The following is a 14946-nucleotide window of genomic DNA, read 5'->3' on the forward strand; positions in this document are numbered from 1 at the left end:
GTCGTTCAGCTTCGTTCAGCGGGTCGGCATGGTGGGCTGAAGTTATGGACGAGACCAGTTACCGCATAATTATAAGTTTGCCCGGCAGCTATCGCTTTGCTAAACTTCATAAGGTGCATATTATTGTCCCACATTTCATGAATAATCCGCGGCTCATGTCCATGCGGTTCGCTGAATAAGAACGAAGTAGATGCACATAACTGCATTTTACCTGTAGGGCTCTTTGCCATTGAGGTAAGCAAACTAATGGTTACATGCGGTCTGTCGATTTCGTTATAATAGTTCTGCACTTCTTTAAGCGCATCGGGCGCCTCCATTACACTGGCCGAAGTAATGTTGATAGCCTGTTTTGCTGTTACCGAAACATCCATCAAAACAGTAAAAGGCAATTGCCGCAGCGAGTAATAGGTATATTTTATAGTTGCTTTATCAGCATAATCAAAAGTAATGGTGAACGCAGCATGCTGCATATCCAGTTCCTGCCTAAAATTGCTGATACTTTTGGCATCGATCCGCCTGCCATCTATTTCAAGGTACATATTAAGCAGGTTAAAGCTGTTCAGGAAATTGCTTACCCGTCCCCTGCCGTACAGATCATAGGCGCCGGCCAGTACTACATTTTTAACCTTGAAAGGCTCCGGCGCTGATACTATCCCGATCATCCCGTTGGCCACCGTAATTCCGTAATAGTTTGCTGGATCAATTTTGTCGGCTTTAATTTTCCACGGATCGATGCTTTGCGCCCCCGACACAGCCGGTACCAGCAAAGCGAAAAACAAACCGAATTTAAATATCTTATTCAAAATCAACTATCTAAGTAAATAATTAAAATACTACTTAATCTTTAATTGTAGCTTTTTCACCACCAGTTGCCCAATCTCGGCGCCTTGTTTATTGCCCACAATACAGGCATTTTTAAAATGGATCCCTCCCATTACCCTTGACATCCCTGCCGATTTCGCGGCCGCCCGGAATGATTTAAAAGAAAGCGGATCGATCCCAAACTCCATTTCTGATGAATCTGTATATGCAAAATTATCACCAATCCTATTGGTAAGCACCTCGGCTGCGGCTGCCGAAATTACGGCATGGCCGCTACTATACTCCGGAAATGGAGGTGTTTGAATATATGGGCGCCATTCGGCATCCATATATTTAGTAATTATCGTTTCGGGGCGAACGTAATTTGAGCGGTATTTAAGGTACCAGCAATTAATAAAGCCGTCAAACAGCGCAATAGCAGTCTCGGTATAAACGCTTACTGTGGTTCCAAAATCAAACTTTTTACTTCTTGTACCGATTGCAGTAATATTCATCCAGTGCCCCCGGGGAAAATTTCTTGGTCGCGAACGATGCATGGCCAACTACATTGAGTTTAAAAGCATTATCGTCCCAAAAATCTGCCTGGTGTTTCTCTTCTTTGGTTAAGCTGTCAACCATTTGTTTTACCTCAAGCGCTTGTTTGTAAAAGGGACTATTATGGTCTTTAACATTGAAGGCCGGCGGATCGGGCGGAATAAATTGGGCTGTGGAATCCAGCACCATGGGCCTGATCTCACCCCAATGGGCCTCAAGGGCCTGCGCGTACATGGGCGGCGTGGGGATCCAACGACCATCCTGCTGTTTTACCGTGTATTTACTTGCCGACCGGGTTTGTGCATAGTGATCTCCTTTGCTCCACTTCAATATAAATTTAGCGACTTTATCAGCGTAGTTTACGGAACCTTCAAACAAAACCGACGGCATACCTGCATCTTTGGCCTTCTTTTTAAGCTCATCAACATATTGATCCATACTACCTTCCGGAAACGTTACCGCATTGCCGACTGTGCAAAAGGCAAGCAACGAAGCAAATTGGTAATCAACAGCAGTATCTTTTGACGCTTTGGGTACAGCCGGTAAGTGCTTAATTTGCCCGGCTAATGATCTAAAATGCTCAGGATCGCCGGAAGCTATAACTTCATAAGCGGCTATATTGGCATATACATAATTACGGGAAGCTGTAACCGGCGGAAAGTTATTTTCCAGTACAATATCATTAAGTTTTTTAACGGTTATACGATAAAGTTCGGGATCGTGGAGTACTTTTTCATAGTAGGGCTTTTTACAGGATGTGAATAAAAATAATACACCGGCAAGACAAAATAAAAAGGATCTCATAAGTTATAAAATAGGTTAAAAACCGGGCAGATACACAAGGAGAAAATCTGTTGGTTTTTTTGATTGATCAACAGCCAATATAGGCTTTTTTCAGTACGCTACAGCATATTTACATTAGTTTTTTAACCCGATCAGGCATTTTTTTATTTAATCAAAAGGCAACATATTTTATAACAATATACACATGTTAATCCACCCGATATTATTAAATTTATCACCCCGGGTATCCGTCTTTTATAAACTAAATGAAGAAGATCTTTTTTATTGTACTTACCGTTATTATAATTATTGCGGCAGCTTATATTTTGCTCCCCGAAAAACCTGTTATAGCACAGGACCTGTCAATTGATACCTCCGATGTTATTGCCGGAAAATTCCTGACCACAGAAGGTGGATGGGATAAATGGTGGCCCGGTACCAAAACCGGGGACGGGCAATACAATTTTAAAGGTACAAAGATCAGCATCGATAAAATGACCAATAGCAGTACCTATCTTAAATTGAAAAAAGATAACCTGACTTTTGATGGCGAAATAAGTTATTTTGCCGACGCCGAAGGTTCTGTCAAATTTAAATGGGATGCTGTTGATGAGAATAACACCCAATTTTTTTCACGGATAACTAATTATTTCAAAACCAAAGATGCGGAAAAACTGGTTGGCGAAATTTTACTAAGCCTTAAACACTTCCTTGAGGACAGAAAGAAACGCATACGGTTATAGGATCTACTTAAATCATGCTAAAGACACAGTTTTGCTCGTTTCAGCTAACACCTATCCGATATATCCTTCATTACAGGTAATTTACAACACCGTTACAACCCTGCAACAACACGCTGGCAGCCAGGGGGCCAAACAAACAAACTTCCCTATGCTTAATGTTACCCAAACAGATGAGCACGAATACCAGGTTAATGTCGCCTTACCGATTGACAAAAGGATAATTCCTTTTCAAAAAACAAGTTTAAATAACATACCAAAGGGGGGCAATTTATTGGTGGCTGACGTACGTGGCGGCCAAAACACGGTCAATAATGCATTGTTGCAAATGAAAAGATACATGAAAGATCACAGGCTGGTATCACCTGCCATGCCTTTTCAATCGCTTGTAACCGATCGGCTGGCACAAAAGGATACTTCAAAATGGATCACCAAAATATATTATCCAATATTGTGATATTACGCTACTTGCTTAATAACATTAATCGGCCATCATAGGTAACCGCGAGATAAGTATTCAAGTTAGCTGCTGTTTTCACTGGCACCAGATAATTGATTTCCTGTGAGTTGATTGCACCGTTAACATAGTATGTCGGCGCATCAAATTGCTTTTGCTGTTTGTTGTAGTGTAAACCAGCCAGGCCGAGTGCATCGTACTTTCCTTCATAAGGCACAACACCCCAAAAGTTTCCGTTCAGTAATATATCTCCATTGTTATATTTTAGCATCGATTTAATTGGAGCCTGCTGATAAAGAAATGGCAGTGCAGTAATCGAAGAAGAATGCAATACGTCGCTCACAAAAATACTATTGAACTGGTTTACACTTAAACGATCATTGTCATCCAGTTTGTCCTTAAATACCTCAGTGGTGGTTTTGTCAGCCATTTTTTGATAACTAAGCCATTCTTTTTTGAGATATGGAAGTTCCTGCTCCAAATCATTTTTGGGACGAAAAGGGAAATAAAGGCCTTTATAAAAATATGATAATATCAAATCGTTTTTACCATCCTTGTCCAAATCGGTATTATAGGCATACAGCGGCTGATCAGCAGTAACATTATATTTGTTATTCAATCCCCAATTACCGGCAATAAGGTCGGCCTTGCCGTCGCCATCCATATCGCTTATTATAGCCGACTGCCACCAGCCCTTTTCCTTATCCAAAACCGATGATGAAAAACGACTTAATTTTTTTCCATCATTCAGGAAAATGTAAATGGGCTGCCACTCGGCCGTAATCAGCAGATCAGACTTGCCATTGTGGTCGATATCGACAGTTGTTATACTGGTGACATATTGCAGGTTCATGATTTGATCGTAAGCTTTGTCATGACTTATTTCAAACTTTCCATTGCCTTTATTAATGAGTATTGAGGAAGGGATAGTAGCTGTATAATCCTTAAATGAAACAGCGCTGGTAAATAAAATATCGTTCACTCCATCTCCGTTAAAATCAAACAACGTAATTTTTGAAGCCTGGTAATTGAGCTTTGGTAAATGTTGATCTTCAAACTGGAAATTGCCTTTATTGATATATAACCGAGGCTGTATCAATTTCTCGGTTTCCTGAAAAGGATGGTTAGCGCTGATCACGATCAAATCGGGCTTGCCATCGTTATTTACATCAGCCCATGTAGCCTGCTCGTCCGCAATATATTTATCCCGGTCAAATAATGACACTTTAACTTTGGTAAATCCACCCGATTTATTACCTGCAAGTATGTATTTTTCTTCGTCGGCTATGCCTCCTACGTAAATATCATCAATGCCATCATTATTGGCATCAGCTACAGCAATTGCGGGAGTGTGCTGCAAATAAGTGTGCGGTAAAAGCGAATAATAATTAAAGTCGGGAGTGTCAAAAGTTTTAACGTTGGCCAAAAGCTTTGCTTGTATAGATTTGCTGTCAAACTGTTTTTTATCGCTGATGAAAGCTTCGATAACCTCAGCTATAGGTTTACTATTTTCAACTGCTTGAGGGTTATATCTTAAAGTAGTTTTCTGACCGGGCCTGAAATCCTTCACCACTTCGTAGCTATTGTCAGGCCAAACCACTAACAGCGATTCTGGTTTATCGTCAGGGGCAAATGTAAAAAGCAGCTCGTTATTCAAATTACTTTCGTACGCGTTGCTGGTTTGTATTTCCTGGTGATCGAGATGATGATTTGACTTAAGGAAAAATTTAGTACCTATGCCATCACGGTTCAAAAGGTTATATTTTACAGTGTATTTAAGATAGCCCGGCTTGCTTTCTTTGCGGCCTTCCATTGTGGTATTATTATAGATATATGCCGGCTCATCCATATTGTTGGTCACAATATCCAAATCACCATCATTATCTAAATCAACGGCAACAGATCCTGCCGATATAGATGCCCGCTGCATATCGTTGCCGTTAGAAACATCTGTAAATTTCAATTTATCCTCACCGTGATAAAAGTAATTATGTACGCCGCCTTCAGGCATTCTGTTGATCTTGTCCTTGTCAAAAACGCGATTTTGTTTATATGCCTGCATAACCATAGGGTCACCAAGGTATTTCAGGTAATCCATATCATTGAGACGGCGTTTGATACCGTTAGAGAAGAACATATCTTTCTTTCCGTCCATATCAAAATCCTGCACCAGTGGCGACCATGTCCAATCTGTAGCAGAATTCCCGCTATACAAGCTCAGGTCGACAAACTTATTGCCGTTGCCCACGTTCAATTGCATGCAATTTTTTGAATATTGATAGTAATACCCGGCATTAACTTCCTGGTTATAAATATCCAAGGGTTCATCGTTGATGGTTGATCGTAACACCTTCATTTCTTCCGGAAGCATGTCGGTGCTAAGCACATCTAAATGGCCGTCCTGATTGACATCACTGATAGTATTCCCCATTGAAAAAAGGCTGGTATGTCCGAACGCATTTTTCAACTCTTCCTTAAATGTGCCGTTATGCTGGTTGACATAGTAATAGTCCTGCTCAAAAAAGTCGTTACTTACATAAAGATCATCCCAGCCATCGTTATTCAAATCACCTACGCTTACACCTAAGCCGTAACCGATCGGTGCCGAATAAATACCTGAACCCGCCGTTACATCTGTAAAGTGCCCATTGTCATTCCTGAAAAGATGATCGCCGGCATCATGGCTGTATTTAAACCTTTGAGTTGAGTCACCATAGGTATCATTGCTATGAACTGATGAAGTAAGCAGGAACATATCCAGGTCACCATCCTTATCATAATCAAAAAAAGAAGCCTGGGTAGAAAGTCCTGCAAAATCGAGCCCGTATTTGGCCGCGCTTTCGGTAAAAGTTAAATTACCGTTATTGATATAAAGCTGATTTTTACCTTTAAAGGTTTTATAACCTGAAACCACGCTTACGTAGATATCTTTAAATCCATCGCCATTGATATCAATTACAGTTACACCGGTTTTCCAATTCCCGGTACCTGCAACACCCGCTTTATCGGTGATGTCTTCAAACTTCATCCCTCCTTTATTAAGGTAAAGTTTGTTAGAACCCTGGTTTGATACGAAATAAAGATCGGGCAAGCCGTCGTTATTAAAATCAGCGGTAGCTACGCCGGCACCGTTGTAGAAATACAAATAATCTAATACATTAACTGAATCGGATACTACGTTCCTGTTTTCGAAGCTTAGTCCCGTTTCATTAGCTGGGAGTAATTTAAATACACCTTCTCCTGTTTTTTGGGGTTTACAAGAAGACAAGCCGACCACACCAATACCAAGAAGGAGAATGAAATATCTAAGAATATATTTGGCAAACAGCATTAAATTGATGTTAACGTAGTTCATAAGCTTTAAGCGGTTCATCATTAATGCCAAACAGATAATAATTTTTACCGGCTGCATTTCTTATACCTAACGATGAGCGTACCTGTCCGTTTAAATTGAGGCCCGTTTTGGAAGCTGGAAAATAAGTAAATCCATTTTTTGTATATTGATAAACAAGCCCCCGATTAGCATCAAGCCGCCCGACTTCAGGTTTAAAGCCGTAAAAGTTGCCCCCTAAGATGATCTTCACAGCTCCGGTATTATCAAAATCTGCACACAAAATAGTATTTATCATAGATAACTGTGCATCGGCAGGCAGTGGTTTACAAATAAATTTTCCGCCTTTATTAAAAAATACCGCCGAAGCCAGGAAATTCATCTGGTGCTTTTCAGCGCCATCAAGCATCTCAGCAGGAAATACCTCGTCAAATGGTTTGCCCGCATAGTCAATATAGCGCAGAAAACGTTTTTTGAAGATTGGCATCTGGCCCACTAAATCAGGCTTCATATGAAAAACATAGTTTACTCCATCACTTTTATACATGGAAGTTACACATTCTTTTGTACCATTATTATCAAAATCCTTTACAAAAATTTCCATGGGCCGCTCAAACGAAGCCCTGAATTTTGAGTTAAGCCCGATGTTACCGCCAATAATATCAAGGGTGCCGTCGCCATCCACATCAGCAATTTCGAGACTGCTCCACCAGCCTTTGTAATTAGCCAATTGTTTATCTTCCGCAAATTTCCCTTTGTTGTTTTTGAAGATCTTAATCCCCATCCAATCACCTGCAATTATCAAATCTGGCGAACCGTTATGATCAATATCAGCCCATTTGGCTGCCGTTACCATACCAATCTTTGTATCCGTGCCCAATACTAATTTTGATACATCGGTAAAATGCCCGTCGCCTTCATTATGAAAAACAAATGATTGCGGCGAACATCCGTAAAGCCCGGGCACACTTCTGCCCCCAACAAAAAGGTCGGGCTTGCCATCGCCATCATAATCGGCCGAAATAATCACCGAGGCATTAACAGCCGCATGTAGTGTTCTCTCAGGGTCCCTATGAAAATTCCCCTTGCCATCATTCACAAAAAAACGAGGATTGTACACTGGTGTTTCGGCTTCATCGGCGTTACCTCCTACTCCTATTATCAGGTCCTGGTCGCCATCGCCATCAAAATCTCCAAAAACAGCCCCGGCATTTTCCAGGTATTCCTGCTTTTTAAAATCTTCAGGAATGGTTTGTTTAAACTTACCGTTCTTTTGTTGGATATAGATGCTGGCAAAACTGTTTTTTGAACTTCCGAAATAAAAATCAGTCAGCCCGTCGCCATTAACGTCACCGGTAACCACATAAGGGTTTTCTGTCGATAACATCTGGAGCATCAGGCGCTCGTTGTCGAAATCGATAAAATCGTCCTCCTTATGCTTAGGAATGCTGTCAAATATTGATTTGGTAACATCGGCAAATAGTGTTTTAACAGCAGGCTTTGTCCAGTTATATTTCAAGACGGCATCGGTTTGCTTAACCGTGTAAACTTTATCTGCGTTTACGTTTTTTAACAACTGATAAGTATTACCCGGCCAAATCACCTGGATCGAATCAATAGATTTGTATTTACCTATACCTATTGTAAGTAAATTGGGCGATGTGCAACTTTGAAAACCACGTGTTGGCTGATTATAATAAATTAGCGAACTGCCCTTCATAAACACTTTTACCGTAGTACCTATTCCAAAAGTATTCAGGCCTGTTCCCTTTAATTTTATCTGGATGTGGTGGTTCCCATTTTTTTCGGCATTGTTTTTAAAGATAGAAACGGGGGCATTTTCATTATTTATAATCAGGTCATTATCCCCATCATTATCCAGATCTGCATATGACGAGCCATTACTAAACCCAGGCCTATCCAAACCAAAATCAGTTGATTTATTGGTGAAAGTAAGGTTGCGATTGTTCAGATAGGCATAGTTAGACAAAGGCGATGAAGCCATTTTATCGGTAAAATCTTTATAATCAAATTTTTTCCGGCCTTCGGCTATTTTGGCCATGTTATCGCGATTACCCAAAAACTCAATATAATCTTGATCGGTAAGGTCTTTATAGATGCCGTTCGACACAAAAATGTCTTTCCATCCGTCATTATCCATATCAAACATCAGCGCGCCCCAGCTCCAGTCGGTTGCTGCTACGCCCGAATAGAAGGCAGTTTCGGAGAACGTACCGTCGCTATTACGCACCTGCAGGCAGTTTTGCATGTATTGGTTATAATAACCATCGCGCTGCTTAGCTTTGATCACATCGTACGATTCAAACGAGGTCATTTTTTTAAACGCCGATCGCCTTCGGGCAGCATCTCCGTAGTAAAAATATCATACTGCCCATCGTTATTAATATCGGCAATATCCGATCCCATTGAAGCCAGGCTCAGGTGGCCGGTTTCATTTTGAATATCCTCTTTAAAAGTTCCGTTTTTTTGGTTGATATAAAGATAATCGCGTTCAAAAAAATCATTGGAGACATAGATATCAGGATATCCATCCTGGTTGATATCGGCTACAGAAACGCCTAAACCAAAACCTATATCACTTGAATATATGCCCGCTTCTTTGGTTACGTTGGTAAAATGGCCGCCATCATTACGATAAAGACGGGCACCACCCAACTCATCAACAACAGCGCGCAGGTTTTTACTAAAATCAAACGACTCTATAGGCCTGAAAGAATTATTTAGTACAAAGCAGTCCAGATCGCCGTCATTATCGTAGTCGAAAAAAATGGCCTGGGTGGATAACCCATTATCTACCAGGCCATACTTTTGAGCTTCTTCTTTAAACGTACCATCGTGCTGATTAATAAATAGTTCATTACCCTTTTCGTTGCCCCGGGCATTACCGCTGTGACAAACGTAAATATCAAGCCAGCCATCGCCATTGATATCAACCATAGTAGCCCCGGTGCTCCAGTATTTAGTACCCCTAACCCCTGCCTTATCGGTTATATTTTCAAATTTCCAATTTCCCTTATTAATATAAAGTTGATTGCCGCCCATGTTTGATGTCAGATAAACATCATTGAGGCCATCATTATTGACATCGCCAATGGCAACCCCGCCTCCATTGTAATAATTACGAAAGGTGAACACATTGGTACGGTCCTGGTCATTGAGCTGATTAGCGAAATTGATGCCGATGGTTTCATTATTCTGCTCGGTAAACAGGGTTTGTTTATCCCCCCATTACAGGCGCAAAAAACAGTTGGGATCAAGATAAGCAGAAACAGGAGTATTTTTGGTTGCATATACTTTGCGAAAAAACAAACGTAGCGGAAAATTCCGCTACGTTCCTTTCAATCAAATAAATCTCAATTATTAATAACCTGGGTTTTGTTTAAGATTAGGATTTGTATCCACCGCACGCTGAGGAATTGGATAAATTGTTTTGCTTTTATCTGTTTTGGCCGGGCGCTGATCAACCGGATCATTAAATTTCTCAAAACGGATCAGGTCATTCCTTCTCCAACCTTCCCAGTAAAGTTCACGGCCCCTTTCAGCAAGCATAGCAGCCAAATCAACAGAAGTTAAGGCTGTGGCACCGCGAGGTACGCGGATTGAATTTACAAGCTGCAACGCTGTTTGTCCCATAGGGTCAGTACCACCACGTAAAATAGCTTCCGCTTTTTCAAGCACCACGTCGGCGTAACGCAAAATCACATAGTCATTAGATGTATTATCATCGTTAACTGTGTTATCAGCTTTTGGTTGAGGGAAATATTTAAATACCCTGATGCCTTGAGCTTCGGTTGAAAAGTTAAGGTTAACATCCGGTGTAAAAATCAGAGGCTTGCCACTACGTTGTGTTAAAGCTTTGTGACCAGGGCCATATTGTTGCCCCACAGCAAAACCTGCCCTTAAACCAACTTTATCAGTTAATCCCGGATAATCTACACCACGGCGTTCTGTCGGTAGCTTCAAATGAGTTATAAAAATCGGCCAGTGTGGTAAAACCGTTCCAACCATCCGGAGTTTGGTTATAATGAAGGCCCATCCTCCAGCGGTTTTTGGCAGGCGCAGGAGAAGATGTGGCGGTGTTGTAGAAGCCAAATATGTTTCCGTGTGATTGTTCTGAGTTGTCCCATGCAAAATCCTGGAAATATTTGCCGGCAGGCTCCAAAGTATATCCTGCCGCGGTAACCTTGTTGGCATATTCTATCACTTTATCCATATCTGCCTTAGCAAATGTAAACGGACCACCAACTGTGGTTGCGGCATAAACCGCCCTATTTAAATAAACTTTTGCCAACAGTGCCTGAGCTGCTGCTTTATTAGCAACACCAATATTTGCGGTAGTGGCTGCCAGGTTAGCTTCCGCAAATTCCAAATCTTTGATTATGAAATCAGTTGCTTCCGCCCGTTTCATAACTGTAGGAATAGATGAGGTTGGCGCATCAGGATCACGCATAGGTTGCTGTCCGTACAAATCAACCACCTGGAACATAAAGTAGGCCCGTAAAAAGCTTGCCTGTGCTTTGATATTGTTATCGGTTGCCTTTGAGATTACCTGTGTTGCACGGAATACACCAATATTTAGCTGGTCCCAGGTATCATTTACCTGGTTGTGGGTAGGTGTCCAGGTATGGGTGTGCAATTTACGCCATGTACCAAAATCGCCCCAGTCAGTACCGCGGGTAGGACCCATCATTTCATCCGTTGGATGTTCCTGTAGGGCATATGTATTGGCCTGATCGGTTTGTCCATATAATTGTGTGTAAACACCATTCAGTTCGGCCGATCCGGCATTGTTACCATATAACGATTTCGATCCGTAAAGTTTTTCATCCAGTTTTGCACAACCGGCTGCGGTTATCAGAACTAAGCTACAAAGAGCTGCTCGTGATGTTATATTTTTCATTTTCATGTTATTAAAAGCCTGCGTTTAAACCTAAAGTAAATATACGGGCCTTGGGGTAAGAGGTATAGTCGATACCCTTTGAAGCCACGTCATTACGTTGTTTATCTGTGTTAATTTCCGGATCCAAACCAGAGTAACCGGTGATCAGGAATAAATTCTGCCCTGTAAATGACACCCTTAAAGTTTTTATCGCCTTAGATTTAAGCGAGAAGGTATACCCTAAGGTGGCATTGCTTAATCTTAAAAAATCACCTTTTTCAAGAAAACGGGTTGATACCTCACCAGAGTTAAGCGGGTTTTCATTGGTTGCTGCTACTTCTTTTGTTACGTTACGACCACTAACAAGGTTGCCTTTGTAAAAGAACGCGTTTGCAGTGTTGTTGTAAATATAGAAGCCTGTAGCAGCATTTAGGAAGAAGCTTAAACTCCAGTTTTTATAATTAAAGTTATTGGTTAAGCTGGCAGTGAATTTAGGATTAGGGCTTCCTTGTAGTGAAGAAACATCGACACCCTGAGGATAGATACTAAAGCCATTTGCGTCAAGCCCTTTATAATTCGGAACGTTGAAGGTATATAGCGGCACGCCGTTGGTAATTAATTGCGAATAAGCGCCAGAAAGGCCTTGTCCGTCGATATTACCCGTAACAATATAATTTTTGAAGTTTTTAAGCGTGTTGCTTATAAAAGTCATGTTGTAAGCAACATCCCAATTAAAGTCCTTGCTCTGTATAGCAGCAAGGTTCAATCCTACTTCGACACCTTTATTGATTACGTCACCATCCAGGTTTTTATAAATTCTCGAAGAAAACGTTGGCTGCGCAATATCCTGGAAGAAAAGCAAATCTTTAATTGATTTGTTGAAATAATCAACCGAACCCGTTAACCGTCCCTTTATGATCGAGAAATCGAGGCCTGCACCATAGGTGGTGTTAGTTTGCCATTTCAAATCGGGATTAGCCTGGTATAACGGAGCAACTGAATTACCTGGAAAATCCTGTAATTGCTGCACAGGTAATGAAGCGTACGCCGGAATTTCCTGGTTACCGGTTTTACCATAGTTTAACCTAAGGCTCAGATCATCAAATAAACCATCTTTAGGCATGAAGCTTTCATTGGTTATACGCCATTTTACAGCCAAAGCCGGGAAGTTACCATATTTATGGTTAGCCCCAAAGCGCGATGAACCGTCCCTTCTGATTGTACCAGTAATAATGTAACGATCTTTATAAGAGTAATTTACACGAGCAAAGTATGATTGTAATTTATAGCTCGAGCTATCGCCAACCGGATAAGGAAGATGCGTTTTAAAATCATCATAATTTTTAACTAATACACCGGCAGTTGATGTGCCGAAACCAAATTCATTACGGTTAAAGTTTTTGAAAGTCTGGTATGAATAACCGGCCAAAGCTGTAAGCGAGCTTCCATCCTTCCACTTCTTGTCATAGTTTAAGGTATGTTCGGTTGTGTAATTTGTTAACTCGTTATGTGTAAGGATAGCAGTACCATTACCTGTTGGCGACGGGAAGTTTATCTGCCTGATACCGATAGCATCTGTATAGCCAACAATTTTAGGATCATAAAAAGTCTTTCTTAATCCCCTTGATATATCAGCTCCAAAATTGCCCTTGTATGAAAGACCTTCAAATAACTTCAAGGTAAGTGTAAGGTTATTCAAAAACCTGTTTATATTATCCCTGTCATCTATCTGATTTAATAACGATACCGGGTTCCTGAAACTGTTACCGTTAGGGTAACCAGCATCGTTATAGCCGTTAAGGTTAAAATATCTTCCTTGTGAGTCAAATACCGGGGCTGTTGGGTTTAGCTGTATAGCTGCACCCACTAAACTTCCGTTAAAACCGGCATTATTAGTAATTGGGGCATACTGGTTTTTAACATTTGAATAGGTTGACTGGAGATCTAATTTGATCCTATCGTTTAAAAATGATTTGGAAGCATTAATACGTCCGTTTAAACGTTTTAGGCCTGAATTTTTCACGATGCCCTGCTGGTCGTCATAGCCAAAGGAGGCACGGTAACTTGCAGTATTATCTTTGCTTGCGCCACCCAGGCTTAAGTTATAGTTCTGCGATATCGGACTGCGGAAGATCTGTTTTTGCCAGTCGGTATTGGCACCATAATCAATACCTCCATCAGCTACCGGACCCGCATTAGCACCAACTGCAGCTACTGCTTTCAAAAACGCATCCCTACCAAGTACGTCATAACGCTTTGCAGTACTTGAAACACTTGTATTTGATGAAAATTGGATACCCTGACCTTTACGCCCTTTACGAGTGGTTATTAAAATTACACCATTAGCACCACGTGAACCATAAATAGCAGCCGAAGACGCATCTTTTAACACAGAAATGTTTTCAATATCAGCAGGGTTCAAGAAAGCCAGCGGGTTGCGTGCAGATGAGCTACCTGCTCCAACACCATAACCACCGCTTGTACCTCCACCGTTATCCAATGGAACACCATCAACTACATAAAGCGGGCCATCGCCTGAACGAATAGAACCAGCACCACGTATTGCGATTGTAGCCCCAGCACCCGGTTCACCGCTTGATGGCGTAACCTGTACGCCCGAAATACGGCCCTGAAGTAATTGATCAGGAGTTGAAATAACGCCTTTGTTAAAATCTTTTGTGCTCAATGAGGCTACCGAACCAGTTGCATCCTTAACTTTCTGTGTACCGTAACCGATCACTACAACTTCATTCAGCGCACGATTCGCTTCTTCCATCTGCACATCAACAGAAGTCCGACCGTTTAATGGAATAGTTGCGTTCAGGAAACCAACATAAGTAAAAGTAAGACTTGGGGTATTTGCCGGGACCGAAATTTTGTACGATCCGTCTGTTGCTGTTATGGCGCCACCCTGGGCACCTACAGCTGTTACTACCGATACTCCTATTAAAGGGGAGCCATCTTTTTTGTCGGTTACTTTACCTGTTATTATCTTATTTTGGGCCATAGCAGGCTCCATCAAAAAGAGAAAAACAGCAAAGAAACATACGTTGAGTAAATGTTTAATTTGCATAAAACTTGAGATTTAGTTGAAATTGGTTGTTGTTTGGGTTTAGTTTTCAAACCGTAAAAGAGATCCCCAACATTTATACGAAATCATGCTAATATGGTTTCGGGTTATCATAATAAATAATACCCGAAGTATACGCATAATGGCCATGCAAACATCGCCCGTACCGATAGGTTAGCAGGTGAGTACAGGAAAAGGTTAACAATGACCGATCGTTTAAAAATGTAATGGTTTACAATTATTACAGGTTAAATTCTGATGCAATTTACTTATAAATAAACTCAGAAAAAGACTTATCCGTTGCGGTAA

Annotated in this window: 11 protein-coding genes; 2 read left to right on the forward strand and 9 right to left on the reverse strand. The window is 41.1% G+C overall.

The genetic code is table 11. The annotated features are described in order from the left end of the window. Positions 1 to 5: 5 nt before the first annotated feature. The 3 genes from ACRQ5D_RS26480 to ACRQ5D_RS26490 are packed head-to-tail and all read right to left on the reverse strand — an operon-like array spanning position 6 to position 2160. Entirely contained in the window at positions 6 to 803 is a 798-nt protein-coding gene (locus ACRQ5D_RS26480) for a hypothetical protein (protein WP_431198381.1), read from the reverse strand. 30 nt (positions 804 to 833) lie between these two features. Next, positions 834 to 1316: a vanadium-dependent haloperoxidase gene (locus tag ACRQ5D_RS26485; protein WP_431198382.1), complete on the reverse strand. Its 483-nt coding sequence runs from the start codon at positions 1314 to 1316 to the stop codon at positions 834 to 836. Then, positions 1285 to 2160 (reverse strand): hypothetical protein, encoded by an 876-nt coding sequence (locus ACRQ5D_RS26490; protein ID WP_432327144.1) that lies wholly within the window; start codon positions 2158 to 2160, stop codon positions 1285 to 1287. Before ACRQ5D_RS26490 ends, ACRQ5D_RS26485 begins: the two co-directional genes overlap by 32 nt. Positions 2161 to 2405: 245 nt before the next feature. Here ACRQ5D_RS26490 and ACRQ5D_RS26495 point away from each other — a divergent pair, with 245 nt between their 5' ends. After that, positions 2406 to 2882 carry a hypothetical protein gene (locus tag ACRQ5D_RS26495; protein ID WP_432327145.1) on the forward strand — a complete coding sequence of 159 codons (477 nt, stop codon included), beginning with the start codon at positions 2406 to 2408 and terminating at the stop codon, positions 2880 to 2882. Between the two features lie 31 nt (positions 2883 to 2913). Next, positions 2914 to 3336, forward strand: coding sequence for a hypothetical protein (locus tag ACRQ5D_RS26500; protein WP_432327146.1), 423 nt, complete (start codon positions 2914 to 2916; stop codon positions 3334 to 3336). 7 nt (positions 3337 to 3343) lie between these two features. Here ACRQ5D_RS26500 and ACRQ5D_RS26505 read toward each other — a convergent pair whose 3' ends face one another. The 6 genes from ACRQ5D_RS26505 to ACRQ5D_RS26530 form a co-directional block, all read right to left on the reverse strand. Further along, positions 3344 to 6691 carry an FG-GAP repeat domain-containing protein gene (locus tag ACRQ5D_RS26505; protein ID WP_176844355.1) on the reverse strand — a complete coding sequence of 1116 codons (3348 nt, stop codon included), beginning with the start codon at positions 6689 to 6691 and terminating at the stop codon, positions 3344 to 3346. Beyond that, a complete protein-coding gene (locus ACRQ5D_RS26510) occupies positions 6678 to 9002 on the reverse strand; it encodes a VCBS repeat-containing protein (RefSeq protein WP_432327148.1) in 2325 nt (774 codons plus the stop codon). Before ACRQ5D_RS26510 ends, ACRQ5D_RS26505 begins: the two co-directional genes overlap by 14 nt. Further along, a complete protein-coding gene (locus ACRQ5D_RS26515) occupies positions 8999 to 9823 on the reverse strand; it encodes an FG-GAP repeat domain-containing protein (RefSeq protein ID WP_432327150.1) in 825 nt (274 codons plus the stop codon). The genes ACRQ5D_RS26510 and ACRQ5D_RS26515 overlap by 4 nt, the downstream gene beginning before the upstream one ends. Positions 9824 to 10048: 225 nt before the next feature. Next, positions 10049 to 10651 (reverse strand): RagB/SusD family nutrient uptake outer membrane protein, encoded by a 603-nt coding sequence (locus ACRQ5D_RS26520; protein WP_432327152.1) that lies wholly within the window; start codon positions 10649 to 10651, stop codon positions 10049 to 10051. Beyond that, the gene (locus ACRQ5D_RS26525; protein WP_432327154.1) at positions 10602 to 11588 is read right to left on the reverse strand and encodes a RagB/SusD family nutrient uptake outer membrane protein; all 987 of its coding nucleotides are present in this window, start codon (positions 11586 to 11588) and stop codon (positions 10602 to 10604) included. The genes ACRQ5D_RS26520 and ACRQ5D_RS26525 overlap by 50 nt, the downstream gene beginning before the upstream one ends. A 10-nt stretch (positions 11589 to 11598) precedes the next feature. After that, on the reverse strand, positions 11599 to 14640 hold the full coding sequence (locus tag ACRQ5D_RS26530) for a SusC/RagA family TonB-linked outer membrane protein (RefSeq protein ID WP_091162870.1): 3042 nt from the start codon (positions 14638 to 14640) through the stop codon (positions 11599 to 11601). Positions 14641 to 14946 lie beyond the last annotated feature (306 nt).

Source organism: Mucilaginibacter sp. P25 (genome assembly GCF_050859465.1).
Lineage (GTDB): Bacteria > Bacteroidota > Bacteroidia > Sphingobacteriales > Sphingobacteriaceae > Mucilaginibacter > Mucilaginibacter gossypii.